20 protein-coding genes and 1 rRNA gene are annotated in these 25,203 nt (G+C 65.1%); 13 read left to right on the top strand and 8 right to left on the bottom strand.

Annotated elements, in window-relative coordinates; translation table 11 throughout:
• Positions 1–80: ribosomal RNA gene (locus tag NZU74_19655) — 16S ribosomal RNA — on the bottom strand; the annotation flags it as partial.
• Positions 81–506: 426 nt separating this feature from the next.
• On the opposite strand from NZU74_19655, the gene NZU74_19660 reads away from it, so the two are divergent.
• Positions 507–1,481 carry a CoA transferase gene (locus tag NZU74_19660; protein ID MCS6883551.1) on the top strand — a complete coding sequence of 325 codons (975 nt, stop codon included), beginning with the start codon at positions 507–509 and terminating at the stop codon, positions 1,479–1,481.
• 146 nt (positions 1,482–1,627) lie between these two features.
• Here NZU74_19660 and NZU74_19665 read toward each other — a convergent pair whose 3' ends face one another.
• The 5 genes from NZU74_19665 to NZU74_19685 all read right to left on the bottom strand — a co-directional run bounded on the left by NZU74_19665 (position 1,628) and on the right by NZU74_19685 (position 6,969).
• Positions 1,628–1,909, bottom strand: coding sequence for a DUF507 family protein (locus NZU74_19665; protein ID MCS6883552.1), 282 nt, complete (start codon positions 1,907–1,909; stop codon positions 1,628–1,630).
• The gene (locus NZU74_19670) at positions 1,893–2,555 is read right to left on the bottom strand and encodes a class II aldolase/adducin family protein (protein MCS6883553.1); all 663 of its coding nucleotides are present in this window, start codon (positions 2,553–2,555) and stop codon (positions 1,893–1,895) included. The genes NZU74_19665 and NZU74_19670 overlap by 17 nt, the downstream gene beginning before the upstream one ends.
• 135 nt (positions 2,556–2,690) lie before the next feature.
• Entirely contained in the window at positions 2,691–3,779 is a 1,089-nt protein-coding gene (locus tag NZU74_19675; GenBank protein MCS6883554.1) for a hypothetical protein, read from the bottom strand.
• Between the two features lie 544 nt (positions 3,780–4,323).
• Entirely contained in the window at positions 4,324–6,270 is a 1,947-nt protein-coding gene (locus tag NZU74_19680; protein ID MCS6883555.1) for a DUF5667 domain-containing protein, read from the bottom strand.
• A gap of 6 nt (positions 6,271–6,276) precedes the next feature.
• Positions 6,277–6,969 carry a sigma-70 family RNA polymerase sigma factor gene (locus tag NZU74_19685; GenBank protein MCS6883556.1) on the bottom strand — a complete coding sequence of 231 codons (693 nt, stop codon included), beginning with the start codon at positions 6,967–6,969 and terminating at the stop codon, positions 6,277–6,279.
• Positions 6,970–7,453: 484 nt separating this feature from the next.
• Here NZU74_19685 and ychF point away from each other — a divergent pair, with 484 nt between their 5' ends.
• Positions 7,454–8,533, top strand: a complete 1,080-nt coding sequence (gene ychF, locus NZU74_19690; protein MCS6883557.1) for a redox-regulated ATPase YchF — start codon at positions 7,454–7,456, stop codon at positions 8,531–8,533.
• Positions 8,534–8,793: 260 nt separating this feature from the next.
• Here the strand turns inward: ychF and NZU74_19695 are convergent, their stop codons facing one another.
• Together NZU74_19695 and guaB are read right to left on the bottom strand one after the other, a co-directional pair.
• Positions 8,794–9,960, bottom strand: coding sequence for a GHMP kinase (locus NZU74_19695; GenBank protein MCS6883558.1), 1,167 nt, complete (start codon positions 9,958–9,960; stop codon positions 8,794–8,796).
• Positions 9,961–10,214: 254 nt separating this feature from the next.
• Positions 10,215–11,693 (bottom strand): IMP dehydrogenase, encoded by a 1,479-nt coding sequence (guaB, locus tag NZU74_19700; protein ID MCS6883559.1) that lies wholly within the window; start codon positions 11,691–11,693, stop codon positions 10,215–10,217.
• Between the two features lie 554 nt (positions 11,694–12,247).
• On the opposite strand from guaB, the gene NZU74_19705 reads away from it, so the two are divergent.
• From NZU74_19705 to NZU74_19755, 11 genes are all read left to right on the top strand, one after another.
• The gene (locus NZU74_19705; protein ID MCS6883560.1) at positions 12,248–13,255 is read left to right on the top strand and encodes a DUF4931 domain-containing protein; all 1,008 of its coding nucleotides are present in this window, start codon (positions 12,248–12,250) and stop codon (positions 13,253–13,255) included.
• A 229-nt stretch (positions 13,256–13,484) separates the two neighbouring features.
• Complete coding sequence (locus NZU74_19710; protein MCS6883561.1) at positions 13,485–13,610, top strand: hypothetical protein; 126 nt, start codon at positions 13,485–13,487, stop codon at positions 13,608–13,610.
• Positions 13,611–13,720: 110 nt separating this feature from the next.
• A complete protein-coding gene (ilvB, locus tag NZU74_19715) occupies positions 13,721–15,466 on the top strand; it encodes a biosynthetic-type acetolactate synthase large subunit (protein ID MCS6883562.1) in 1,746 nt (581 codons plus the stop codon).
• 47 nt (positions 15,467–15,513) lie between these two features.
• Positions 15,514–16,050 carry an acetolactate synthase small subunit gene (gene ilvN, locus NZU74_19720; GenBank protein ID MCS6883563.1) on the top strand — a complete coding sequence of 179 codons (537 nt, stop codon included), beginning with the start codon at positions 15,514–15,516 and terminating at the stop codon, positions 16,048–16,050.
• Positions 16,051–16,172: 122 nt separating this feature from the next.
• Positions 16,173–17,195 carry a ketol-acid reductoisomerase gene (gene ilvC, locus NZU74_19725; GenBank protein MCS6883564.1) on the top strand — a complete coding sequence of 341 codons (1,023 nt, stop codon included), beginning with the start codon at positions 16,173–16,175 and terminating at the stop codon, positions 17,193–17,195.
• A 233-nt stretch (positions 17,196–17,428) separates the two neighbouring features.
• Positions 17,429–19,102: a 2-isopropylmalate synthase gene (locus NZU74_19730; GenBank protein MCS6883565.1), complete on the top strand. Its 1,674-nt coding sequence runs from the start codon at positions 17,429–17,431 to the stop codon at positions 19,100–19,102.
• Between the two features lie 116 nt (positions 19,103–19,218).
• Entirely contained in the window at positions 19,219–20,052 is an 834-nt protein-coding gene (pheA, locus tag NZU74_19735) for a prephenate dehydratase (GenBank protein MCS6883566.1), read from the top strand.
• Between the two features lie 278 nt (positions 20,053–20,330).
• A complete protein-coding gene (gene cimA / locus NZU74_19740; GenBank protein ID MCS6883567.1) occupies positions 20,331–21,926 on the top strand; it encodes a citramalate synthase in 1,596 nt (531 codons plus the stop codon).
• Between the two features lie 161 nt (positions 21,927–22,087).
• Positions 22,088–23,527 (top strand): 3-isopropylmalate dehydratase large subunit, encoded by a 1,440-nt coding sequence (leuC, locus tag NZU74_19745; GenBank protein MCS6883568.1) that lies wholly within the window; start codon positions 22,088–22,090, stop codon positions 23,525–23,527.
• Positions 23,528–23,553: 26 nt separating this feature from the next.
• Positions 23,554–24,177 (top strand): 3-isopropylmalate dehydratase small subunit, encoded by a 624-nt coding sequence (leuD, locus tag NZU74_19750; GenBank protein MCS6883569.1) that lies wholly within the window; start codon positions 23,554–23,556, stop codon positions 24,175–24,177.
• A 165-nt stretch (positions 24,178–24,342) separates the two neighbouring features.
• Positions 24,343–25,095 carry a CPBP family intramembrane metalloprotease gene (locus NZU74_19755; GenBank protein ID MCS6883570.1) on the top strand — a complete coding sequence of 251 codons (753 nt, stop codon included), beginning with the start codon at positions 24,343–24,345 and terminating at the stop codon, positions 25,093–25,095.
• Positions 25,096–25,203 lie beyond the last annotated feature (108 nt).

A 25,203-nucleotide genomic window follows, 5' to 3' on the forward strand; every position in this document is an offset into this window, starting at 1 on the left:
GCAAGCGCCCTGCGTTCGACTTGCATGCATTAGGCACGCCGCCAGCGTTCGTCCTGAGCCAGGATCAAACTCTGCGTAGGATGATGGCGTTCGCCTCCCGGCGACTTCGCCATCCTTCATTGACGTGGACCAGCTCTTCAACTACCGTATTCTGGTTGTGAAGGTGCGCACTGAGAACGAGCCGGGGGAAAACAAAACCAGGAAGGTTCAGATTGTTCTGAGCTTCCTGGCGACGTCTCTGATACGGCTATCAGCGCGGTTCGCTCGGTTTGTTTCCTCACTTGTTGCGTCTGCCTCACAGAGCCCTGTGAGTGAGACGTGGCTCGCTCCAGCGCTGGTAGTATAGCACTCGCGTCGAGGTTTGTCAAGGATGTGTTAAGAAAGTGGTTCTAACTGTTTATGCGGTGAAGCCTGTCGCTTTACGCCCTCCCATTGTGATACTATACGATGGTCCTGATGCCGGATTACAGGCAGGGCGTCGGGTTGCCCTGTGGAGGTGAGGAAACATGGCCATCGAAGCGGCGTTGCGCGGGGTTCGGGTGTTGGAAGTGGCGACTTATCTGCCGGGGCCGGCCTGCACCCAGGTGCTGGCCAGCCTGGGCGCGCGGGTGACAAAGGTGGTGCGGCCGGGCGGTGATCCCCTCCGGCGTCTTCCTCCGCTGCATGCAGCCTATCCGGCCCTCAACGCCGGCAAGGTTGAGGTGGAGCTGGATCTGAAGCGCCCCGAGGACGCGGACGCCTTTCGCTCCCTGGCGCGCCAGGCCGATGTGCTGGTGGACGGGTTGCGCCCCGGCGCGCTGGAACGCCTGGGGGTGGGCCCCACTGCCCTCCGGGCGCTGAATTCGCGCCTGATCTACTGCGCCTTGAGCGCCTTCGGCCTGTCGGGGCCGCTCAGCCATCTGGCGGGGCATGATCTAAACTTCGTGGCCCTGTCCGGGTTGCTGGCGACCACAACAGTAGGGGGCGAGCCGGCCCTGCCGGGTACGCAACTGGCCGATCTGGTCAGCGGTCTGACCGCAGCGACGGCTATTCTGGCGGCGCTGCTCGCCCGCGAAAACGGGCCGGGTTGCCTGATTGACGCGTCTATGCTCGCGGCGACCCGCTGGTTGATGACCCCGTGGTATGCAGTGGCCCGTGCGGGTGAGCAGCAGCGAGGGTTAAACGGCCAGACGGCCTGCTATCGGGCCTATCGCGCCGCCGATGGGCGTTACCTGGCCGTAGCCGCGCTCGAGCCGCATTTCTGGGCTCGCTTCTGCGAGGCGCTGGGGCGGCCTGATCTCGCGTCGCGTCAGCAGGACGCCGACCAGCAGGCTCTGGCCGATGAGGTTGCCGCGCTGATCGCCCGGCGACCCCTGGGGGAATGGCTGCCCGTCTTCGCCGCCCTCGATGCCTGCGTCACTCCCGTGTTAACCCTTGAGGAAGCAGCGCGCGACTGGAATGGCGGCGCCGGTCTGCCCTGTTCATCGTCAGTCTGGCTTTAATACCGCGTCCAGGCGTCGTTGCCGGGTTATAAGGCCGAAGCATCGGCTCTCTGCTTATCTTGCGGCCTTGCCGGGCGAGAGCCGACCCGTTATACGCGCTCGGATGGCGTGCCGGTGCACGTGCGCCTGGTTTCCCCGCTTTCAGATCAGAGCACGATCTTCCGTTCCGCGATCAACTTGTTACGCAGTTTGCGGAACAGTTCATCGTAGTTAAGGCGTCCCATGGTGATCTCATACTTGTAGGCCTGCAGCATCCTGTGCACCTCGGCGTCGAGGCGCTCCTCGACCATCAATTCATCGGTAATAATTTCGATGATGGCGAGTTTCAGCGCCGTATCGTCGCCCCGAAAGAGCACGCCATCAACTTCGGCCAGAGTGTCGATGAGATCAACCGCGAGGGCTTCGATTTTTTCAGGCGAGAGTTTCATCCCTTCTCCTCACGTGGCGCAAGGTGCGCAGTTCCTCGATGCGCTCTGGGGGCAGTCGTTGGATCGGGCCAAGGAGCGCCGCGGCGTGGATAATGCGCGCGCAGTGCTCAAGTTGTTCCATCAGGTAGTACGCCTCGAGGGGGGTGCGGCCCAGAGTCAGCGCGCCGTGGTGTGAGAGCAGCACCGCGTTGTGGTCGCCAATGAGATCATCAACCGCCGCGCCCATCTCGGCGGTGCCGGTGCGGGCGTAGGGTGCGGTAGGTACGGGGCCGAGGGAGAGCACGGCCTCGGGCAGGAGTGGTTCGGCCATGCTAATGCCCGCCAGAGTGAGGGCGACGGCAGTGGGCGGATGGGCATGGACGCACGCCAGCGCGTCGGGCCGTCGGCGATAGATATGCAGGTGCAGCAGTTGTTCGGAGGACTGGCGGCGGTCTGGCTTCGCCCGGAGCAGCGCCCCCTCGCAGTCAACAACCACCAGATCGTCGGGTTCCAGTTCGCCTTTGCACATGCCTGCCGGCGTGATCAGGATCGTACCATCAGGCAGGCGCGCCGAGATGTTGCCATCGCTGGCGGCAATCAACCCGCGCTGGTACAGTCGCCGTCCCACCTGAACAATCGCCAGGCGCAGGGCCGCTTCGTCGGCCATAGTTCACCCCCGCTTCGCATTGGCGGCTGTAGTTCCTCAGTTCTTCACCTCTGTAGACCTGTTCTGTGGAGGTGTGGAGACACCGCAACGCTGGAATGGCCAACCCTGAACCAGGCTTTGCGCCGTAGCGGTTCGTCAGTTGCGACGGCGCCGCAGGGCGGCGCGTAGCTGGCGCGCCAGCAGCAGGGCGAAGAGCGCCCAGCCGAGCCAGGCCAGGAGCGCCTGACTCAAGCGGGTGAGCAGCAAACCGATAAGCAGCGCCATTCGCACGGCGCCCACGAGCGCGCGCTTCCAGGCCAGCACTCGCGGGGTCGCCTCCCAGTTGATCGCTGCGATGCGCGGTAACAACCCTCGTTCCAGGCACCCTTCGAGCGAATAGACGTAGATCACGTCGGTGAACTGGCCGGCGAGGATCAGGTCGCGTTCCAGGGCCTCCCAGGAGAGGGGGGGGAGTCCCCGGATGTTCCTGGCGCGTGAACTGGCGCTATCCACAACGCCCACGCCGATGCCGTCGGCGGCGGGGCCGTAACTGGCAATCAATGCGCCGCCCAGATCATCATCCAGCGCCGCCAGCGGAACGCTGCTGTAACAGATCAGCACTTCGACATCGGCGGGTATGTCAACGATGTCGAGCATGCGCTGGGCCAGCGTGCTGCCGGCGCGCCGGTCATCAGCAAGGACCGGCACCTGGTACGTGTGGACCTCGTAGCCGTCATGACGGATTTCGCTCACCAGGTCGGTGTAAGCGTTGCGCGCGGCGCCGTAGAGCGCGTTATCGCGAGCGCGTAAGAAGCGCCGGGCCAGGTGGCGCAGGTTGCCGTGCTGCAACTGGTCAATGGCGCTGCCCGGAGGCGCAATGTTCAGGCCAACGGCGTGGAAGTGCAAGCCGTGCTCTTGCACCCAGTCGCGGAAGCGGTGGTAGCGCGCAAAGGCCTGGGGATAGTTCTGCAGATTGAACCAGCAATCCTCGCCGGAGGGCAGGAGCAGCCAGCCGATCACCATAACCTGGCGCTGGTTCAACAGACGCACCGCCTCGGCGAGCGGTTGGGTGAAATCGTAGAGTGCGACCGCGACACCATAGCCCTGCTCGGCAAGGTAAGCCCCGAGCCTGTCGTTGTTGAGGCGCGCCAGCAGTTGGGCCCCGTCGAGTTCGCTAAAGAAGATGACCTGGGGTTGGCCATACCCGGATCGCGCTGCTTCTCTTGTTGGCGTAGCAACGTGCACTGCTGGTAATAGACTTATCGGCGCTGGCTTCTGTGGGCAAGCACCCGAAGAACGGAAAGCCGCCGTCAACACGGGTGCACCTGAAAGATAGGGTGTGCTACGGTTATTATACATCGGTATCTGACTTTGAACGGTCAGGGTTGTGCCCAACCGTTAAGAATATAAACCGGTATTCATCGTGCGGCCTGGCGGCTGAAGCCGCGGGCCAAAAATGTGAAGCCCGCCTGCGCGGGCTATACCGGCTTTATTTCTAACCATCATAAGCCGCGGGCTGCACATGCCAGGGCCTCCTTGGCGGGCTATACCGGATTTGTTTCTTAACAATTGCGCCTGCACAGGCTAAAGCCAGCCATACGCCTGCGCGGACGGCGGCGTCCATACAGGCGGATGCCCGGCGATTCGCCCGCCAGAAGCGACGACGGTCGCTAACTTCGGTGGCCAGCGGTATGCACGTCAGAGGTGTTCGCGGAAGGGTGCGGTCCTCCCGTGCGGCGGCCGCGTTCAGATGTACACAGGTGGAGGGAAGAGCAAAGCCCACGGAGGCTCATGGCTGTAGCGTATCGCAGCGCGGGCTGGCGCTGGAGGCCACCGCGGTCCTCCCATTAAGCAACCAGACGAGGGTGGTTCCGTCCCACTCCACACTAAAGGTGAATCTCGGATAGACCTCAGGCTGGCCCGGCGGGAAGACCGTGGGTTGACCGCGATCGATCGGATCGGGAGAGAAGCGGTTGTCTGGGCCCACAGGAACGACTACTGGCCCGGTAGGAACGTTGCGATAGGTAAAGTATGCAATGTAGCGCGTGTTGTTAACCCTGGCGACGCACTGCAGAATCGGACGCAATCCAACGACTTCGTCAGGCTCGGCCGTAGGGGTGTCGGTCGGCGTCGCCGTAGGGGTGTCGGTCGGCGTCGCGGTCGGCGTCGCCGTAGGCGTGCGGGTCGGCGTCGCCGTAGGGGTGTCGGTCGGCGTCGCCGTAGGGGTGTCGGTCGGCGTCGCCGTAGGCGTGCGGGTCGGCGTCGCCGTGGGCGTCGCCGTAGGCGTGCGGGTGGGCGTCGCCGTGGGCGTCGCCGTAGGCGTGCGGGTGGGCGTCGCCGTGGGTGTGCTGCCAGGCGTAGGTGTAATCGTAGGCGTCTCCGTAGGTGTGTTGCTAGGCGTCGCCGTAGGCGTTCGGGTGGGCGTCGCCGTGGGTGTGCTGCTAGGCGTCGCCGTAGGCGTTCGGGTGGGCGTCGCCGTGGGCGTCGCCGTGGGTGTGCTGCTAGGCGTCGCCGTAGGCGTTCGGGTGGGCGTCGCCGTGGGTGTGCTGCTAGGCGTCGCCGTGGGTGTATCGGTTGGCGTCGCTGTAGGCGTGCTGGTAGCTCGAGCGATGACAGTCGCGGTCTCAGTCGCTGGCGCCGCGGTTGTTGCCGACGGCGGCGCCACGGTTGGCTCAGGGCTGCGGGTAGCGATTGGCGTCGCTGTTGGCCGCGGGGTAGGGGTGGAGGCCGGCGGCAACTCGTCGCTGATTGGCTGCGACGGCTCATCGTCTGGCGGGGTCGGCGCGGGGCCGTTCTGACCCATGTCAGGGTTCGTGATAGGCGCAGTGACACCGCCAGCGATCCGGCTCGACGTCGGTGAGGGCGCAGGGATGACGGCGATCACCGGCGTGCGAGTCGGGCGGACTGCTTCCGTGGTCCTGTCAGGCGCCGGGTAAGACGAAACGCCGGGTTCCGCTGGCAGGCTTCCAGCAATGTTCGACACTTCCGCGGCGACCGATTCGATGGCCTGTTGCGTCGCCGGGTCAGGGGCGGCAGCGGTGCGCAGGTCGAACTCGGCGCGCGCCAGGAGCCGTTCGATGCGCTCAACGATCCGTTGCTGGATCTCAGGGCTCGTATCGGGCAACTTCTCGATCGTCTGGCGCACCTGGCTGTCGAGTTGCTGCACGATCTGCGAGAGGTGCTCCGGATCGGTGTCGCCGCGTTCGGTGAGGGCATTCAATTCGGCAACTCGACGTTCGACGCGCGCAGCGGCAAGATCAGCGCGCCGATCAGGATCAGTCGTGAGGGCGATCCGCGCCTCTTCGGAAAAGAGTTTCCAGGCGTACAGATAATCGCCGGGGAGGCTGCGAGCGGCCGCCTGGTCCACCGAATAAAACGTGAGGAAGAAGATCAGCAGCGCGGTAAGGGCGACGGTAGCCATTCGCAGCGCGCTACGGCGCGCCACCTGGGCGGTCACTGGGCTGAGGGTGCGGCGCAGGCGCTGCCAGGACGTTTCGGGACGGGCATAGGTGGCGCGGGCGATCTCTTCGATCTCGCGGCGTCCGGAGGCGAGCCACTGCTCAAGGGATGGCGGCATCGAACTGACGGCCTGTTGCCGAATAGCGGCAGCCGTGCGCAGCATCGGCTCAAGGGCAGCGCGATGCTCCGGGTAGGCGCGCAGGATCTCTTCGATGCTGGCGCCGGCCCGGAGTTGTTCGAGGGCCTCATCAAGAAGTTGTGACAATTCCGGACGCACGATCGATCAATCTCCCGCGGGCGCCTCAAGGGATGTGGCCGGGACGTCGCGCCGGGTGATTGCGACGCCTACTTCGCGCTCGTTCAGGACGCACTGCCGCTGGCAGCCCTGTTCGCCGCGCGAGGTGGGTGGGCCGCCGGTGAGGGCCGGTTCTTCAGCCTCCCGGTTCAAGATCTTCTGCAGGCTCTGGAGCGCCCGATGCTGAATGGCTTTCACTGACCCCTCGCTGCGCCGCAGCACCCCGGCGATCTCGCTATTGCTCATATCGGCGAAGAAGCGCAGGGTAAGCACCTGCTGCTGGTCGCGGGTGAGCTGGCCAAGGGCCTGCTGCAGGGCGATGCGGTCGGTGATTGCACGGACATCGTGCTCGCTGCTGGTGTCAACGAGATCGTCGCGGGTATCAAACGGCGTAGACACGACGCGGCGCCGCCGTTGGTGGCTGTAGAGCACGTTGGCCGCGATCGTATATATCCAGCCGAGAAACGCCTTCTCGTCGCGGTATTCGAAGCGATCGATGCCGTTGATGATCTTGATAAAAACCTCCTGGGTCAGGTCTTGCGCCAGTTCTGGCTCGGTCACCCGGACGTGCATGTAACGCAAAATCATGCCAGCATACGCGGCGTACAGGTCGCTGATGGCAGTCGGGTCACGCTGATGGGCGCGATCAATCACCGCGCGTAATTGGTCCGAGGAGAGCATCGCTCATCCTGCGACCTGCCGTTCCCTTTCGCTTGCCGGCGGCGGCGCCGCTTGCCTACTTATACAAACGCCGCGCCGAGCGAAAAAGTTGCGCCAGGTCGTCCGCTAATCTCTGGCCTGATCCTGCGTTCTCTCTGCCTGCGACAGGGTTGGCGTCCGCTCATCTGGAGGGATGAGGGGAGGAATGGCCTCGTGCTCACCCCTGTGCGGCTCGCCGCGGTACGGCGCCGGCGCGACGGCGGAGGTTGCTTCCCCTCCACCGCTTCCCCAGAAAGATAAGGCGGTGTAATGAAACCAGGTCTTACTGCTGGATAAACGTTGATTTCATGTCACTTCGCATTATAGCGGTTCACTTGCGAGTCTGTAAGGGAAAAAACTGTTAATATGCCAGCAGTTGCGTTCGCGCTGCGCCCGCGCTATACTGCCGGAGCTCGCGACAGAATGCGATATACGGTCGTAATCCGCCCAGCAGAGGGCCTGATGCATGAAGATCGCAATTATCGGATTGGCTAACAGTGGCAAGACCACGGTGTTCAACGCGCTGACGCGGGGCGCGGCGGAGACGGCGGCATACTCGTCGGGGCAGATGGAACCGAACCTGGCGACGGTCAAGGTGCCCGATGAGCGTCTGGCGGTGCTGGCGCAGATGTTCAAGCCGCGGAAGGTGACCTATGCCGACGTGCAGTACGTTGATGTGGCCGGCATTGGCGGCGGCAAACCGGCGGCTGGTCTGCCGCCGGCTTTGCTCAACTACCTGAGCGGAGCCGACGCCCTGCTGCACGTTGTGCGCGCCTTCGAGGATCCCGCTGTGCCGCATCCCCAGGGCGCAGTTGATCCGCGTCGCGATATTCAGACCGTCGATCTCGAACTGACCTTCTCCGACCTGGCGATTATCGAGAAGCGGCTCAACCGGCTGAACGCCGAGATTCCCAAGCTGGCCGCGAAGGAGAAGGAACTGCGCACCGTCGAGCGTGACCTGCTCTTGCGTCTGAAGGCGCAGTTGGAGGCCGATCAGCCCATCCGCAGCCTTGATCTGAACGAGGACGAGGAGCGTCTGATCCGGGGCTACCAGTTCCTCACCGCCAAGCCAATGCTGATCGTCCTGAACATCGGCGAGGAGCACCTGCAAGCCCCTCCAGCGCTCGAGTACCCCTTTCCCCGCAGTGCCGTCGTGCCTGTGTGCGGCAAGATCGAAGCGGAACTGGCCCAGCTCGACGATGCCGACGCCCGCTCGTTCATGGAGGATCTCGGCATCACCAGGCCGGCCCGTGACCTGGTGATCCAGCGCAGCTATGAATTGCTCGGGCTGATCAGCTTTCTGACCGCGGGCCCTGATGAGGTGCGCGCCTGGACTATCCGGCGCCAGACGCCGGCGGTCGAGGCGGCGGGAGTGATCCACTCGGACATCCAGCGGGGCTTTATCCGCGCCGAGGTGGTGGCCTATGCCGATCTGGTCAGGGCCGGCTCGATGGCCGAGGCGAAGAAGCATGGTCTGGTGCGGATGGAGGGCAAGACCTACATCGTTCAGGACGGCGATGTCTGCCACTTCCTGTTCAACGTGTGAGGGCCCGCCCGTCGCGGGTGGCGAGGTGGCGTTCCCCACGCGCAGGCAGGGTTGTGCCGGACGGGAAGAGCGGGGTCATGCCCCCTTCTCAGGTGCAGGGTTTTTCGCGCGAGCAGGGGTTTTCGGCATTCCAATGCGCTTACGATCCTCACCCCCCGTCCCCCTCTCCCGTGAGCGGGAGAGGGGGGAGTTGGGCGTCCCAATGCCCCGGATGGCGCATGCGACGCGAGCATGCGCCGGAAAACCCTGCACCTGAGAAGTCATGCCCCCTCCAGTTCGCCGCGGGCCTCTTCGACGTCAATAAGCTCAGCCGGGCCGGCGATGCGCCCGCGCACGCTCTCCAGCCCCAGGTCGCCGACCGCGGCGGCGACGGCCGCTTCGTGGTCGCGGTGGGTGATCAGCACGACGGTCGGCCCGGTATCGGTGCTGGCGTAGACCGGAACGCCTCGCGCGCGCAGGGCGTTGCACATGCGAAAAATGGTGATGTTTTCTGGTTCCCAGCCGATCAATTTCTGCTCGCGCGAGCCGGACATAGTTACGCCGTGCAGGCGCATGCTGTCGAGTTCGGCGAGCTGTCCAATCACGCGCCAGTCGCCCCGTCGCGCGGCGCGCAGGCACTCGATGATCTCCTCGCCCCGGCTCAACATCCAGGCCTTGAAGAAGCTGCTATGCGGCGCATCGTGGTGAGCCTGCTCGGTTTGCAGGCCGATGCGCGAATCGATCGGCACGGTGATCAGCCGCACGTCGGCGAGCTGGCCTTCGGCGTCCAGGCGCACGGCAAAGCTGTCCTCGTGGGCGATGCCAGGGTAGGAGAGCCAGAGGGCCAGACCGCCGGCAGCGGCGCGGCAGCCGGAACCGGCCAGCAGCCGGGCGATGCAACTCAGAAAGCGCGTGTTGGCGACCAGGGCGGGGCCGTAGAGGGCGCCGATGGCCGCGGCGGCCAGCGCCGCGGCGCCGGCCGCGCTGGTGCCGAGGCCCTTGCCAGCGACGCTGGCCTTGAACACGTTGCGCGTGGTGACGCGGGCAGGCGCGCGCGCGCCCCCGAGGGCGCGCACCGCATCGAGGATCTGTACGATGCGCTCCAGTTCGCGGCCCCGGGCGGGACGTTCGCCGAAACGAGCCTCGTCGGCGGGCAGGCGCGGATCGAACTCCACCAGGGTGATGGTGTGGGCGGCGTCGTTGTTCAGCGAGATGCTGGGAAGAAACGCGGTGCGGTAGGTCCAGTCGGCCAGGCCGTGATACTTGAGCACGCCCTGCATAGGATAGGCGCGGGCCGCGGCCCGGCCCTGCTCGTTCGGGGCGGGCGGGCTGGCCGGAAAGGGCGCCACGGCGATCCCCTCCGCCTGGAGGGCGGCCAGGATGCGCTCGTGGGCCGCGCGCATCGCCGGGACGGTATCGGCAAAGCCATCGGGAATACTGGTAGGCATAGGAGCTTCGACAGATTAAGTCTTGCGCTTAAATCCCCCGCCCCCTCCCCAACCCTCCCCCGCCGGGGGAGGGAGTCCGGCGCCTCCCTCCAACGGGGGGAGGTTGGGAGGGGGGCGGAAATCCCAGGATGCTTGTTTTACATACTATTAACGCTTCCCAATGCACGTTGCGACGAAGGCGGGTCTGGGAAGGAGCGGCCTTCCCAGACCTTGCCAGGACCGGGCGCTAGAGCAAGTTGCTCGCCCCGCCGCTCCTAGCGACGCTCGTAGTTCGGGGCTTCCTTGGTAATGGTTACGTCGTGGGGATGGCTCTCAATCTGGCCCGCCATGGTGATGCGGATCAGCCGCGCCTCACGGCGCAGCGTTTCGATGTCGCGGGCGCCGACGTAGCCCATGCCCGCGCGCAGCCCGCCGACGAGTTGAAAGACGGTGTCCTGCAGCGGACCCTTGTAGGGCACCATGCCTTCGATGCCCTCAGCCACGAGTTTGCGCGTCTCGTGAACGTTGGACTGGAAGTAGCGATCGCCGCTGCCGCGGGTCATCGCCCCGATGGAACCCATGCCGCGGTAGGTCTTGTATGAGCGGCCCTCATAGAGGATCGTCTCGCCGGGGCTTTCTTCGGTGCCGGCGAAGAGGGAGCCGATCATCACCGAGTGGGCGCCGGCGGCGATGGCCTTGGTGATATCGCCGGAGTACTTGATGCCGCCGTCGGCAATGATGGGCACGCCGAAGCGCTCGGCGGCGCGGGCGCACTCGGTGATGGCGGTGATCTGCGGCATGCCGGCGCCGGTAACCACGCGGGTCGTGCAGATGCTCCCCGGCCCCTGACCGACCTTCACCGCGTCAACGCCGCGTTCGATCAGCGCCACGGCGGCGGCGGCCGTGCTCACGTTCCCGGCAATCAACTGCACTTCGGGGAAGGCCTCGCGCACGCGCACCACCGCGTCGAGCACCCCCTGCGAGTGGCCGTGGGCCGTGTCAATCACCAGCACGTCTACTCCGGCGCGCACCAGGGCCGTGGCGCGCTCGAGATAATCGCCGCTCACGCCAATGGCCGCGCCGACGCGCAGCCGGCCCTGCTCGTCCTTGCAGGCGTGGGGATGCTCGATCTGCTTCATAATGTCTTTCACCGTAATCAACCCGGTGAGTTTGCCCCGGCTGTTCACCACCAGCACCTTCTCGATGCGGTGACGGTGCAGCACCTCTTTGGCCTGCTCCAGGGTGGTGCCCTCGGGCACGGTGATCAGATTCTTGCTTGTCATCAGCTCGCGGATGGGGCGAGTGCGGTCGCTCTCGAAGCGCAGGTCGCGATTGGTGATGATGCCGACCAGGTCGCCCTCTTCGGTCACGATTGGCACGCCGGAGATTTTATACTCGGCCATGAGGTCGAGCGCGTCGCCGACGGTGCGGTCGGGCGGCAGCGTGATCGGGTCGGTGATCATGCCGCTCTCGGAGCGTTTGACCTTGCGCACGCCTTCGGCCTGTTGCTCCACTGGCATATTTTTGTGAATAACGCCGATGCCGCCCTCGCGGGCCAGGGCAATTGCCAGACGATGCTCGGTGACGGTATCCATCGCCGCGCTGATAATCGGGATGTTCAGCTTGATTTTCCGGGTGAGCCAGGTGCTCACGTCGGTCTCGGCAGGCAAGACCTGGGAATGGGCGGGGATGAGCAGGACGTCGTCGAAGGTCAGGCCCTCGCGGGCGTACTTCTCGTCCCAGTTAATGCTCACGGGATCCTCCTTTGGGGTCAGGCATGTTTCAGAGCGGGCGTTTCAACTTGACCGTTGCTCCACGGTGTCTCATCACTTGTGGGAGATGTAGAGGTGTGGAGGTGTAGAGGTGCAGGCCAGACGGTCAGGCTGATCTGAAACCATGCCTATCAGGTGTAGTTGCGCTATGCGGCCCTGTACGTGACCGTTCGGAGAGACGCAGCCTCTCCGCGCCTCTGCGAACGGTACTGCGGGTGCGAACCATGGAGCTGCCTGGTGATGTAAAAAGCCCCCGCGCAGGCAGGCGCGAGGGGCGACGGCGTCGTGCGCCAGGAAGGGCGCCACGGGGTGCGAACCGTGGCGCGGCGGGACAGGTGCCAGGGTATGATCAGTTGACGTGATCATTGCTTTCACTATACTCCGCAACGGGATGGCCGTCAACCTGGGTTATAGTTGCGCTTGCACATACCGTCAGAGCGAACTACAATAGAACGGCTTACACCGATACTCCTCTCCTCCGGATCACCTGGCAGGGATCATCACCGCCCGCAGCGGCGGCGACAAAGGGATCGATTATGGCCGAGTTGCGGCAGAATCTCGCGACCCGCGAATGGGTGATCATTGCCCGTGAGCGAGCGCGCCGTCCTAATGCCTATGTCGAGGCCAGCGACCGGCTGCGCACCCATGAGCGCGTCGAGTGTGATCCCGGCTGTCCCTTCTGTCCTGGCAACGAAGAACTTGACCTGGAAGTCTGGCGCGACCCTCCCGGACCCGGCTGGCAGACGCGCATTGTGCGCAACAAATACCCGGCGCTGATGGAGAATGGCTCGCTGATGCGCCATTTCAACGGCGTGGAGCGCAGCATTACCGGGTTTGGCTACCACGAGGTGCTGGTTGAGCATCCGTTGCATAACACCACCCTGGCCCTGATGACCGACGAAGAGGTCCTGGCGGTATTGCGGATGTACCTGCGCCGCGGCCAGCAGATCGCCGCCGATCCGCGGATAGAGCAGATCGTGTTCTTTAAAAATCACGGCGAGCGCGCCGGGGCCTCGCTGCTGCACACCCACAGCCAGGTGGTCGGGTTGCCGATTGTGCCCAGCGACATTCGCCACCGTATCGAAGAAGCGCGGCGCTTCTTCGATGATACGGGCCAGTGCGTGTTCTGTACGATGCTTAACGATGAGTTGACCCGCCGTGAGCGCCTGGTGGCGGTGAATGAACGGTTTGCCGCCTTCGTGCTCTACGCCGCGTCTTCGCCTTTCCATATCTGGATCGTGCCGCGCCAGCACCGGGCCAGTTTTCTGCATGTCTCCGATGAGGAACTGGCCTACCTGGCGCCGCTGCTGCGCGACGTGCTCTTCCGTCTCTACGCCCACCTGAACGACCCGGATTTCAACTTGCTCATCCGCTCCACTCCCACCAAGGAGCCGGAGAACGGCTACTTCCACTGGTACATCGCCGTTATTCCTCGCCTCAGCCGCAGCGCCGGCCTCGAACTGGGCAGCGGCGTGTGGATCAATCCCTCGCTCCCTGAAGAGTGCGCAGCCTTTTTGCGGGGAGACACCTCCGCCGGGTCGTGATGCCACATAACACTCTTGACAGCACCTGTGGCGCTGTGGTATGCTCCCTGCAATAGCGATTTGTAAAGGTTGCACAGATGGCGGCGTCTCGGTTTGTATCAATTCTCCTCCTCGGCGTGCTTGTACTCCTCCTTATCGGGTGGAGCGATAGTCGTTGAGGGAGGGGATGCCGAGCCCCAGCAGCCTGAGCGAGACTGAACCTCCCGAGCGAGCGCCGGGAGGTTTTTCAATGTCGAACTGGCGATTGAATCTGCTCACCGCCGCACCGCTCGCGCACGGCCCCGCGCGGGCGCAGGCCCACAAGGACGTGGGCAGCGGCGTAACGCCCCATCGAAGCGGCTCCGCCGGTCGGTAGTCCAGAAGGTAACAGTTTCGTAATCCAGACGCTCTACGGTGATGCGAGCAGCCCGACGCTGTGCCGCCCTGGCTTCGCGTTGCCACTACCACGTGCCACGAGGAGGACGTATGTCCGAGACACGAACCGGCGCCCAGATCATGTGTGAGGCGCTCATCCGCGAGGGGGTCGAGGTGATGTTCGGCATCCCCGGCGGGGCGATCATGCCCTTTTACTACGCGATGTGGGAGTACCGTGACAGGCTGCGCCACGTGCTGTGCCGCCATGAGCAGGGCGCCGGCCACGCCGCCGAGGGCTACGCCCGCGCCACCGGGCGCGTCGGCGTGTGTATCGGCACAAGCGGGCCAGGGGCGACCAACCTGGTCACGCCGATCGCCGACGCGATGATGGACAGCACGCCCCTGCTGGCCATTACCGGGCAGGTGGGCAGCCATGTGCTGGGGAAGGACGCTTTCCAGGAGACCGATATCACGGGCATCACCATGCCCATCACCAAGCACAATTACCTGGTGAAGGACGTCAACGATCTGGCCTATGTCTTCAAGGAGGCCATCCATATCGCGACCACGGGCCGCCCCGGGCCGGTGCTGATTGACATCACCAAGGACGCGATGCAAAAGTCCACTGTGCCGAACTGGGAGCAGAAGCTCCACCTTCCCGGTTACAAGCCAACCTACGCGCCAAACCGCAAACAGGTGCGCGAGGCGGTCAAACTGCTGCTCTCGGCCCGCAAGCCCCTGATCATCGCCGGCAACGGGGTGATTATGTCGGGCGCCGTCGAGGAACTGCGCCAGTTCGCCGAGACGCTGCGCATCCCGGTGATTACCACCCTTCACGGCATCGGTTCCTTCCCCGAGAGCCATCCCCTCAGCCTGGGCATGCCCGGCATGCACGGCTGGGTGCACTGCAACCGCGCCATCCAGGAGTGCGACGTGCTCTTCAACATCGGCGGGCGCTTCGATGACCGGGTGACGGGCAAGGCCAGCACCTTCGCTCCGAACGCGAAGGTGATCCACGTGGATATCGATCCGTCCGAGATCGGCAAGAATGTCAGGGTGACGGTGCCGATCGTTGGCGATGCGCGCCTGACGCTGCAGGCGCTGCTGGATGAGCTGCCTCCGCGCGAGGAACTGGCCGAGTTGCACTCCCACGCCTCCGACTGGCTGGAGCACATCCGCGATTTGCAGGACAAGCACCAGGGCAAGCAGCAGTACGTCAATCGCGCCAACACCGCTCAGTGGGCCCTGCCGCCCCACGATGTTTACGAGAAGTTGAACCGCACCCTGGCGGCGCGCGGCAACTACCGCGTGGTGACAGATGTGGGCCAGCACCAGATGTGGGCCGCGCAGTTGATTGACTGGAACGCCGGGCCGCGCACCCACATCACTTCCGGCGGCGCCGGCACGATGGGCTTCGCCGTCCCCGCCGCGCTCGGCGTGGCCATTGCCTGCCCCAACGATACGGTCTGGGCTATCGTCGGCGATGGCGGCTTCCAGATGACCAACCAGGAGATGGCGACCATCGTTCAGGAGAAGATCAAGAACGTCAAGATCGCTGTGATCAACAACGGCTACCTGGGGATGGTGCGCCAGTGGCAGGAGTTGTTCGAGAACAAACGCTACAGCGGCACGCCGCTCTCCGGCCCCGACTTCGCCAGACTGGCCGAAGCCTACGGCTGGAAGGGTCTGACCGTCGAACACTCCGACCAGGTGCAGGCGGCCATTGACGAGGCCTATGCTACCGACGGGCCGGTATTGATTGACTTCCGCGTCGAGCGCGAGGTCAATGTCTTCCCCATGGTGCCGCAGAACAAGTCAATCGCCGAGATGATAATCACCGAGGCCGATGCCCGATAGCAGCCGGCGGACGGGACGCCGTCCGCGCTGAGAAACGAGCCAGGTTTATGAAAACCCACACGATCGTCCTCCTCGTGCAAGATCGCCCCGGCGTGCTCAGCCGCGTGGCCGGCCTGGTGCGCCGGCGCGGGTACAATATCCAGAGTCTGGCAGTGGGGCACAGCGAGCAGCCCGGCATCAGCCGGATGACCATTGTCGTCGAGTCGGAAGATGTCGAGCAGGTGGTCAAGCAACTCTACCGCCTGATCGAGGTGATCAAGGTTTCCGATGTGACCGATGATCCCATCGTTGAACGGGAGATGGTTGTGCTCAAGCTCAACGCGCCCGCGTCGTCGCGCCACGAGATCGTTTCAATGTGCGGCGTGTTCGATGCGAAGATCGTTGATGTAGGCGCCAACACGATGATCGTCGAGATGACCGGCTCGCCCGCCAAGGTGGAGAACTTCATCGAGGTGGTGCGGCCTTACGGGATCCGCGAACTGATGCGCACCGGGCGCATCGCCATGGTACGTGGCGCGCGCGGGCAGGTTGCCGCCGAATATGTCGAACACGGCAATGGGGTGCCGGTACCGGCGGTCAAATGATGGCAGCGTTGCGCGGGCGGGCCTGAGCGTCCGCCCTCTCATTACTCTGGACGGGCAGGCCAGGGGCCTGGCCCTCGCCGCGGGTGTTCGTATCCCGCTCATGCGAAGGAGCAGAACGGCGTATGGCAGAGTTGTTCTACGATAAGCAGGCCGACCTTGAGCGTCTGAAGGGCAGGCCGATCGCGATTATCGGCTTTGGCAGCCAGGGGCATGCCCACGCCCGTAACCTGGCCGACAGCGGTCTCGATGTGCGGGTAGGCCTCTACCCTGGCTCGAAGAGCTGGGCCAGGGTGGAGGAGGCCGGTCTGCGGGCGATGAGCGTGGCCGACGCGGCCCGTGAGGCCCAGATCGTGATGCTGCTTACCCCTGACATCGGCCAGGCCGACATCTATCGCGATCATATCGCGCCCGCCATGGAACCGGGCAAGACCTTGATGTTCGCTCACGGCTTCAACATCCGCTTCGGGCAGATTGTGCCCCCAGCGGAGATTGATGTGAGCATGGTCGCTCCCAAGGCGCCCGGCCATCGCGTGCGCGAGGTCTTCACGCAGGGCGGCGGCGTGCCTGCGCTGGTCGCCGTCCAGCAGGACGCGAGCGGGGGGGCCTTCGAGGACGCGCTGGCCTACGCCAAGGCCCTGGGCTGCACCCGCGCCGGGGTGCTCAAAACCACCTTCGCCGAGGAGACCGAGACCGACCTGTTCGGCGAGCAGGTGGTGCTCTGCGGCGGCGTCTCGGCGCTGGTGAAGGCCGCCTTCGAGACGCTGGTGGAGGCCGGCTACCAGCCCGAGGTGGCCTATTTCGAGTGCATGCACGAACTCAAGCTGATCGTGGACCTGTTCTACCAGGGCGGCCTGAACTACATGCGCTACTCGGTGAGTGACACTGCTGAGTGGGGGGATTACACCGCCGGGCCGAAGATCATCACCGCCGAGACCCGCGCGACGATGAAGCGCATCCTGGCCGATATTCAGTCCGGGGCCTTCGCTGAGGACTGGATCGAGGAGAACCACAACGGGCGCCCGCGGTTCAACGCCTATCGCAAGGCCGATATCGAGCACCCGATCGAGAAGATCGGTCTGGAGTTGCGCCGGATGATGCCGTTTGTCAACCCGCGTGAGGTAATCCCCGGCAGCGGGGGGGCCTGAGCGACCATCGCGGCGGGCGGCGACCGGGCGGAGGCTGCGCTGGTCTGTATGCACGGTTTGTTTGCCGCGGAGGACGCGGAGGGTCGCGAAGTCTGTCCAGGGGCGTGTGGCGACGGCTGAAGTGCGCCTGGACGACAGCGGCTGATAGAAGCCAGAAGACAGGTTTTCAGACCATGGGGGGCCAGCCGGGTCGTCGCCGCCTGCGCTGTGCTGTCGAGAGAGACGGAGGAACCATGGAGACCCCTGCGGTAGATCATGTACGCATCTTCGATACCACCCTGCGCGACGGCGAGCAGGCGCCTGGCTGCACTATGACCCTGGAGGAGAAGCTGGAGGTGGCGCGACAACTGGCGCGCCTGAACGTAGACATCATCGAAGCCGGCTTCCCCGCGGCCTCGCCCGGCGACTGGGCGGCGGTGCACGAGATTGCGCGCGAGGTGGGGACGCCAGACGGCCCGATCATCGCTGCGCTGGCGCGCGCCAACCGCGATGACATCGAGAAGGCCTGGTCGGCCATCCAGCCCGCCGCTAAGAAGCGCATCCACACCTTCATGTCCACCTCGGACATCCACCTCCAGCACCAGTTCCGCAAGACGCGCGAAGAGGCCCTGGTGATCATCCGCGAGATGGTCGCCTTCGCGCGATCGCTCTGCGAGGATGTCGAGTTTTCGCCGATGGACGCCGGGCGCAGCGATCCGCTCTTCCTGCGCCAGGCCGTGACAGTGGCGATTGAGGCCGGCGCCACCACCCTGAACATCCCCGATACCGTCGGCTACCTCACCCCCGACGAGTACGGCGCCATGATCCGCGATCTCTACGAAAACGTGCCGGGGATCAAGCAGTGCATCCTCTCCACCCACTGCCACGACGACCTGGGGATGGCAGTGGCTAACTCGCTGGCAGGCGTGCGCAACGGGGCGCGTCAGGTGGAATGCACCATTAATGGCATCGGCGAGCGCGCCGGGAATGCCTCGCTCGAAGAAGTGGTGATGGCCATCCACACCCGCGGGCAGTTCTACGGCGTGCGCACTCGGATCAACACCCGTGAGATCGCCCGCACCTCGCGCCTGGTCTCCAGCTTCATCGGCGTGCCTGTGCCGCCGAACAAGGCCATTGTCGGCGCCAACGCCTTCGCTCACGAGTCGGGCATTCATCAGGACGGTGTGCTCAAGCACCGCCAGACCTATGAGATCATGAGCGCCGAGACGGTGGGCCTCGATGGCAGCGAACTGGTGCTCGGCAAGCACTCGGGCCGGCATGCCTTCCGCACCAAGCTCAATGCCATGGGCATCGAGCTGGAGAGCGAGGAGGAGTTTCAGCACCTCTTCGAGCGCTTCAAGGACCTGTGCGATCGCAAGAAGCGGATTGATGAGCGTGACATCCTCGCCCTGGTCACCGGCGAGTTGCAGCACACGCCGGAAATCTATCGCCTCGAGCATGTGCAGTACAACTCCGGACTGGGAATGATCCCCACTGCCACGGTGCGGTTGATCGGCCCGGAGGGCCAGGTGTTTGTTGATAGCGATACAGGCACCGGCCCGGTGGACGCGATCTACCGGGCAATCAACCGGGTGGTGCAACGCCCCAACGAATTGATCGAGTTTTCGATCAACGCCATCACCGAAGGACTGGACGCAGTGGCCGAGGTGACGGTGCGCATCCGCGAGCAGGGCGCGCCGGACGCCGAGGGCGAGCGGGTGGACCTGAGGGCCAGTACCAGCACCACCACGGTGCTGACCGGCAAACGGGCGGCGCAGCACATCTTCAGCGGCTACGGGGTGCATACCGACACGATCGTAGCGGCGGCGCAGGCGTATATGGCCGCGCTCAACAAGATGCTCGCTGCACGCCAGGAGCGGATCAAGGCCGAGGCCGTGGCCTACGCCGCGGGCTATGGCACGGACTAGGGTTTTGGATTTGGGATTTTGGATTTGGGATTGCGGATGGGGCGGGCGCTGTGCGGATGGACGCCGTCGAATGGGCGAGTGCCGCGCTCGCGCCGCCGCAATGCTGTGACCATCTAATGACCACCATCGCCTACCTCGGTCCCCCCGGCACCTTCAGCGAGGAAGCGGCGCTGGCTTACGCGGCCAGCCTGCCCGACGCGCTCCTGCTGCCGCTGGCGAGCATTCCGGCGGTGGTGACCGCGATCGAAACCGATGCGGCCACCGTCGGCGTGTTGCCGATTGAGAACCTGCTTGAGGGCAGCGTCAACTACACGCTTGATCTCCTGATCCACGAGACGAGCTTGCAGATCGCCGGAGAGATCGTCATTCCGATCCGCCAGTATCTGGCGGCGCGCCCCGGCGTGCAGCTCTCCGAGGCTGCGGTGCTCTACGCCCATCCGCAGAGCCTGGGGCAGTGCCGCAAGTTTGTTGAGCGTTGCCTGCCGGGGGTGGCAACGGTGGCCTCGCTCTCCAACAGCGCTGCCCTGCGCGAGGCCATGGCCGACGAACGCCCTGCCGTGGCAATCACCACCCGCCGCGCTGCCGAGTTGATGGGGGCAGCGGTGCTGGCCCGCGACATCGCCGATAACCTGGGCAACGTGACCCGCTTCATCGTGCTGGCCCGCACCGATGTGCCTCCGACCGGCGATGATAAAACCAGTTTCTGCTTCGGCTTCACCGAGGACCGCGCCGGCACCCTCGTCGGAGCGTTGCTCGAACTGGCCGAAGAGCAGATCAACATGACCAAGCTTGAATCACGGCCCTCGCGGGCCGTGCTGGGGCAGTACATCTTTCTGGTTGACATAAATGGGCATCGTGAAGAGGCCCATGTCGCCCGCGCGCTGGCCCGTATTCGCGCCAGAACGGGGATGTTCAAGGTGTTCGGGAGCTATCCCCGCTGGAAGGGTTAAGAGTATGGATCGATGCATCAGGCGCAGGGAGGAGCGACCGGCAGCGGCTCGACGCAAGGGCGCGTCGCCGCTGCCCGCCATCGGCGCGGCCCGCCGGTAAGGGCCTGTCCGGATAACGTGGTTGTCCAGTTTTGTTCTGAGAGGGCGCAGCTCTCCCGGACCCGTCCATCAGGCGAGAGGATGGGGAAAGCTGATCTTGCTTATCCTCCTCCACTGGTTGCCGGTGGCATCGCCCCGCGCGCTGTCCACGGCGAGTCTGGCACGCACACTATGGAGGCATGGCCGTGCAAATCCTGCTCTACGATACTACCCTGCGCGATGGCGCCCAGCGCGAGGGCCTGGCGCTTTCGTGTGACGACAAGCTGAAGATCGCCCGCGTACTCGATCAACTGGGGGTGCATTACATCGAAGGAGGCTGGCCGGGGTCGAATCCCAAGGATGCCGAGTTTTTCCGGCGCGTGCCTGCCCTGGGGCTGCGGCACGCCCGCGTGAGCGCCTTCGGAGCCACGCGCCACGCCGGGAGCGCCTGCGAAGCCGACGCGAACATTCGCGCGCTGGTCGAAGCCGCCACCCCCGTGGTCACCCTGGTTGGCAAAAGCTCCGTGCTGCACGTTGAACAGGTGCTGGAGACAACGCTGGCCGAGAACCTGGCCATGATCGCCGACTCGGTGGCCTTTTTCAAGGCTCTGGACAAGGAAGTGATCTACGATGCCGAGCACTTCTTCGACGGCTACCGCCTCGACCCGGAGTACGCCCTGCGCACGCTGGAGGCCGCTGCGGGCGCGGGCGCGGACTGTCTGGTGCTCTGCGATACGAATGGCGGCTCGCTGCCCGGAGACGTGGCGGCGATTGTGCGGGCGGTGCGCGAGCGCTTTGGCGCGGGCGGCCCGCAGATCGGCATCCACACCCACAATGACGGCGGCCTGGCGCTGGCGAACGCGATGGCTGCAGTGGAGGCGGGGGCCATCCACGTGCAGGGAACGATCAACGGCTACGGCGAGCGCTGTGGCAACATGGACCTCATCCCGCTGATCGCCAATCTGCAACTCAAGCTCGGCTACCGCTGCGTGGCGCCGGAACAGTTGCGGCGCCTCTCCGAGGTGTCTCATTTCGTCGCTGCGGTGGCGAACCTCAATCCCGACCACCACGCGCCCTACGTCGGGCGCAGCGCCTTCGCTCACAAAGGCGGCATCCACGTGGCGGCAATTGAGAAGGTCGAGTCGAGCTACCAGCACATTGACCCGGCCCTGGTCGGCAACCGCAAGCGGGTCGTGGTCAGCGAACTGGCGGGGCGCGGCAACGTGCGCATGCGCGCCGAGGAGCTAGGGTTGCGTCTCAACGGCGCCGAGCGTATGCTGGTGCAGCGTATCAAGGAACTGGAGCATCGCGGCTTCCAGTTCGAGGCCGCCGAGGGCAGCTTCGAGATGCTGGTGCGCCGCAGCGCCGAGGACTACCAGCCGCCCTTCGAGTTGCTCGATTTCACGGTGATCGTCGAGAAGCGCGGCGACCGCGCCATCGTCTCCCAGGCGATGGTCAAGGTGCGGATCGGCGACCAGGTGATGCACACTGCCGCCGAGGGCCACGGCCCGGTCAACGCCCTCGACGTTGCCATCCGCAAGGCGCTGCTGCCGCACTATCCCATCCTTGCGGAAGTGCGGCTGGTAGACTATAAAGTACGTATTATTGACGCCCACCTGGGAACCGCGGCCACGCCGCAGGTGCTCATCGAAAGTGCGCGGGGCAACGAGCGCTGGTCCACCGTCGGCGCGTCACAGAACATTATCGAGGCCAGTTACCTGGCCCTCTGGGACAGCCTGGAGTTGCCCCTGCTGCGCGAGCGCGAGGCGCGCCAGCAGGTCGCTGGCGGCGGTTAGGTATGATCGAAAGGAAGGCTTCCTGGGAGCGCCATACCCGTGCGCAACCCTCCAGGTTGCGCTAACGTCACTTTCTAGACCGGCAGGGGGGTGGGGAAACCCGGTTTCCCCGCCTCGCTCCAGTTTGCGCATCTCAGGGAGTTTCTGGAACAGGAAGCGTGATGAGCCAGTCAAAGACCCTCTTCGACAAAGTGTGGGACGCCCACGTGGTGCGCCCCGAAACCGCCGATACGCCGGCGGTGCTCTACATTGATCTGCATCTCATCCACGAGGTGACCTCGCCGCAGGCGTTCACCGAGTTGCGCCGGCGCGGCCTGCGCGTGCGCCGCCCTGACCGCACCCTCGCCACCATGGACCACTCGACCCCGACGACGCCGCGGAACGAACTGGGCATTATTCCGGTCATCGATCCACAGGCCATCGCCCAGCTGGATCAACTGCGCGCCAACTGCGCCGAGTTCGGCATTCCGCTCTACGAACTGGGCAGCGCCAACCAGGGCATCGTCCACGTAATCGGCCCGGAGCAGGGATTGACCCAGCCGGGCATGACGATTGTCTGCGGCGACAGCCACACCTCCACTCACGGCGCCTTTGGCGCGCTGGCCTTCGGGATCGGCACGAGCGAAGTCGGTCATGTGCTGGCTACACAATGTTTGCTCCAGTATCGCCCGAAGACCTGCGCCGTGCGGGTGGAAGGGCGCTTACAGCCGGGGGTGACGGCCAAGGACATCATTCTGGCGATCATCGCGAAGTACGGGGTTGGCGGCGGCGCCGGGCACGTGTTTGAGTACATGGGCGAGGCCATTCGCGCCCTCTCAATGGAGGAGCGCATGACCATCTGCAACATGTCCATCGAAGGCGGCGCGCGGGCGGGGATGGTCGCTCCCGACGACACGACCTTCGAGTATGTGGCCGGGCGGCCCTACGCGCCGAAGGGCGCCGCTTTCGACGCCGCCGTGGCTCGCTGGCGCCAGTTGCCCAGCGATCCCGAGGCGCGCTTCGATAAAGAGATGTTCCTCGATGCCAGCACACTGGCCCCGATGATCACCTACGGCACCAACCCCGGCATGGGCATGCCGATTGACGCCGCCATTCCCACCCCCGAGCAAATGCCCGACGCCAGCAGTCGCCAGGCCCTCGACAAGGCCCTGAGCTACATGGGTCTGACGCCGGGCAAGCCGCTGCTGGGCCATAAAGTGGACGTGGTCTTCATCGGCAGTTGCACCAACTCGCGCATCAGCGACCTGCGGCAGGTGGCGGCGCTGTTCAAGGGCCGCAAGGTGGCCGAAGGCGTGCGGGTGATGGTGGTGCCGGGCAGCCAGCAGGTGAAGCGGCAGGCGGAGGCCGAGGGGTTGGACGCGATCTTCCGCGCCGCGGGCGCCGAATGGCGCGAGGCGGGGTGCTCGGCCTGCCTGGGGATGAACGACGACAAGGTGCCGCCTGGCAAGTATGCCATCTCGACCAGCAATCGCAACTTCGAGGGTCGCCAGGGGCCAGGCGCGCGCACCCTGCTCGCCAGCCCGCTCACCGCGGCTGCGACGGCTCTCGCCGGCGTGGTCACTGATCCGCGCACGATGCTGGATACTGTCGCCAACGTCTGAGCCGATGCGTTATCCAGGAGGGACCCGTGGAGCCTGTTACGACCTTTAGCGGGAAGGCCGTCGCCCTGGTGGCCGATGACATTGACACCGACCAGATCATCCCCGCCGCGTACCTGAAGGTGACCGACAAGAGCGGCCTGGCCGAGGGACTGTTTAAAGCCTGGCGCTACCTGCCCGACGGCACACTCAACCCCGACTTTCCGCTCAACCGGCCCGAAGCCGCCGGGGCGACCGTGCTGGTCACCGGGCGCAACTTCGGCTGCGGCAGTTCGCGCGAGCATGCCCCCTGGGCCTTGCAGGGCTATGGCTTCAAGGCGGTGATCGCCCTCTCCTTCGCCGACATCTTCCGCAACAATAGTCTCAAGATCGGCCTGCTGCCGATTGTGATAGATGAAACCAGCCACCGGGAACTGCTCAGGCACATCGAAGCCGACCCTGCCGCCAGCGTGACAGTGGATCTGCCTGACCAGCAGGTGATTCTACCTGGCGGTCGCGCCGTGAGTTTCCCGATTGACGGCTTCGCTAAACATTGCCTGGTCCATGGCGTGGACCAGCTCGGCTTCATCCTGCAGCAGGAGGAGGCCATCGCAGCCTACGAGGCCGCCAATCCGGCGCAGTTCAATACCTTGCACCCTGCCGTGGAAGGGTAGGGGTGTTCCAGGGAGGGCGTAGCCCTCTCCGACCCTCCCTCAGGCAGGGTTCCCCACACCCCTTCAACCGGCGATGTCTACGTCAGGACCCGCGCGGCTTCGCCGCACGACGACGGCAGGAAACGTTCCTGTGAGGACGCAGCCATCCCCGGCTATGTAGTTGCTATGAACCACGACCCCACGACCGCCGTCCCCGCGCCGCCGCCCGCGCCGGCGCCGCCGCCCGCGCCGCTATGGACCTGGCGCGACGTGGGCGGCGTGGTGCTGCTGATCGTGGCGGCAGCGGCGGCGCTGGGGTTGCTGGCGCGCGGCCTGGTGGCAGCCTTCGGCCTGGCCCTGGAGCAGCGGCTGATCTCGCCGGTGGTCTACGTAGTGGGACTGGGCATCTACCTCGCGGCGATCGGCGGGGTCTACGCCCTGGTGGGGCGACGCGCCGGGGGGGCTGCGCTGGGGTTGCGTCAGCCCGACCGGCTGAGCCTGCTGCTGGTGCCGCCGCTCTTTGTGGCGGGCATCGTGACTCTGGCGCTGGTCAACGCGGTGGTCGGCCTGCTGATGGGCGGTTTTGAGAACCCGCAGGTCGAGATGCTCACCGGTGGCGCGGCGCTGGCGCCCGCCGAGGTGATCCTCCTGCTGATCCTGGTGGCGGGCGTGGTTCCCTTCGCCGAGGAATTGTTCTTTCGGGGCCTGGTGTATCCCCTCATGCGCCGCGATCTCGGTCCCGGGCTCGCCATTCCCCTCAACGCAGCGGTGTTTGCCCTGGTCCACGTAATCCCCCAGTTGCTGCCGGGTCTGTTCGTCATCGGTCTGATCCTCGCCTACCTGCGCGAACGCAGCGGCTCGATCTGGCCGGGGGTGCTGTATCACGCCTTGCAGAATGGACTGGCGGTGCTGTTGATCAATGCCGCCCTTGCGGGCTGAACGACCCGGCAGGCAGGGGTGTGGGGAAAGCTGGTTTCCCCACACCCCACCAAAAGAGGGGGGGGAGAGCCTTGCAGGGGCGTTTGAGGAACCGGGTGGGGTGGTGGG

Source organism: Chloroflexaceae bacterium, assembly GCA_025057155.1.
In the GTDB taxonomy this organism is placed as follows: Bacteria; Chloroflexota; Chloroflexia; order Chloroflexales; family Chloroflexaceae; genus JACAEO01.

Excerpts from the sequence above, each read along its gene's own strand:
- NZU74_19660 (MCS6883551.1), top strand. The coding sequence starts at position 507 with ATGGCCATCGAAGCGGCGTTGCGCGGGGTTCGGGTGTTGGAAGTGGCG.
- NZU74_19665 (MCS6883552.1), bottom strand. The coding sequence starts at position 1,909 with ATGAAACTCTCGCCTGAAAAAATCGAAGCCCTCGCGGTTGATCTCATC.
- NZU74_19670 (MCS6883553.1), bottom strand. The coding sequence starts at position 2,555 with ATGGCCGACGAAGCGGCCCTGCGCCTGGCGATTGTTCAGGTGGGACGG.
- NZU74_19685 (MCS6883556.1), bottom strand. The coding sequence starts at position 6,969 with ATGCTCTCCTCGGACCAATTACGCGCGGTGATTGATCGCGCCCATCAG.
- ychF (MCS6883557.1), top strand. The coding sequence starts at position 7,454 with ATGAAGATCGCAATTATCGGATTGGCTAACAGTGGCAAGACCACGGTG.
- NZU74_19695 (MCS6883558.1), bottom strand. The coding sequence starts at position 9,960 with ATGCCTACCAGTATTCCCGATGGCTTTGCCGATACCGTCCCGGCGATG.
- NZU74_19705 (MCS6883560.1), top strand. The coding sequence starts at position 12,248 with ATGGCCGAGTTGCGGCAGAATCTCGCGACCCGCGAATGGGTGATCATT.
- NZU74_19710 (MCS6883561.1), top strand. The coding sequence starts at position 13,485 with ATGTCGAACTGGCGATTGAATCTGCTCACCGCCGCACCGCTCGCGCAC.
- ilvB (MCS6883562.1), top strand. The coding sequence starts at position 13,721 with ATGTCCGAGACACGAACCGGCGCCCAGATCATGTGTGAGGCGCTCATC.
- ilvN (MCS6883563.1), top strand. The coding sequence starts at position 15,514 with ATGAAAACCCACACGATCGTCCTCCTCGTGCAAGATCGCCCCGGCGTG.
- ilvC (MCS6883564.1), top strand. The coding sequence starts at position 16,173 with ATGGCAGAGTTGTTCTACGATAAGCAGGCCGACCTTGAGCGTCTGAAG.
- NZU74_19730 (MCS6883565.1), top strand. The coding sequence starts at position 17,429 with ATGGAGACCCCTGCGGTAGATCATGTACGCATCTTCGATACCACCCTG.
- pheA (MCS6883566.1), top strand. The coding sequence starts at position 19,219 with ATGACCACCATCGCCTACCTCGGTCCCCCCGGCACCTTCAGCGAGGAA.
- cimA (MCS6883567.1), top strand. The coding sequence starts at position 20,331 with ATGGCCGTGCAAATCCTGCTCTACGATACTACCCTGCGCGATGGCGCC.
- leuC (MCS6883568.1), top strand. The coding sequence starts at position 22,088 with ATGAGCCAGTCAAAGACCCTCTTCGACAAAGTGTGGGACGCCCACGTG.
- NZU74_19755 (MCS6883570.1), top strand. The coding sequence starts at position 24,343 with ATGAACCACGACCCCACGACCGCCGTCCCCGCGCCGCCGCCCGCGCCG.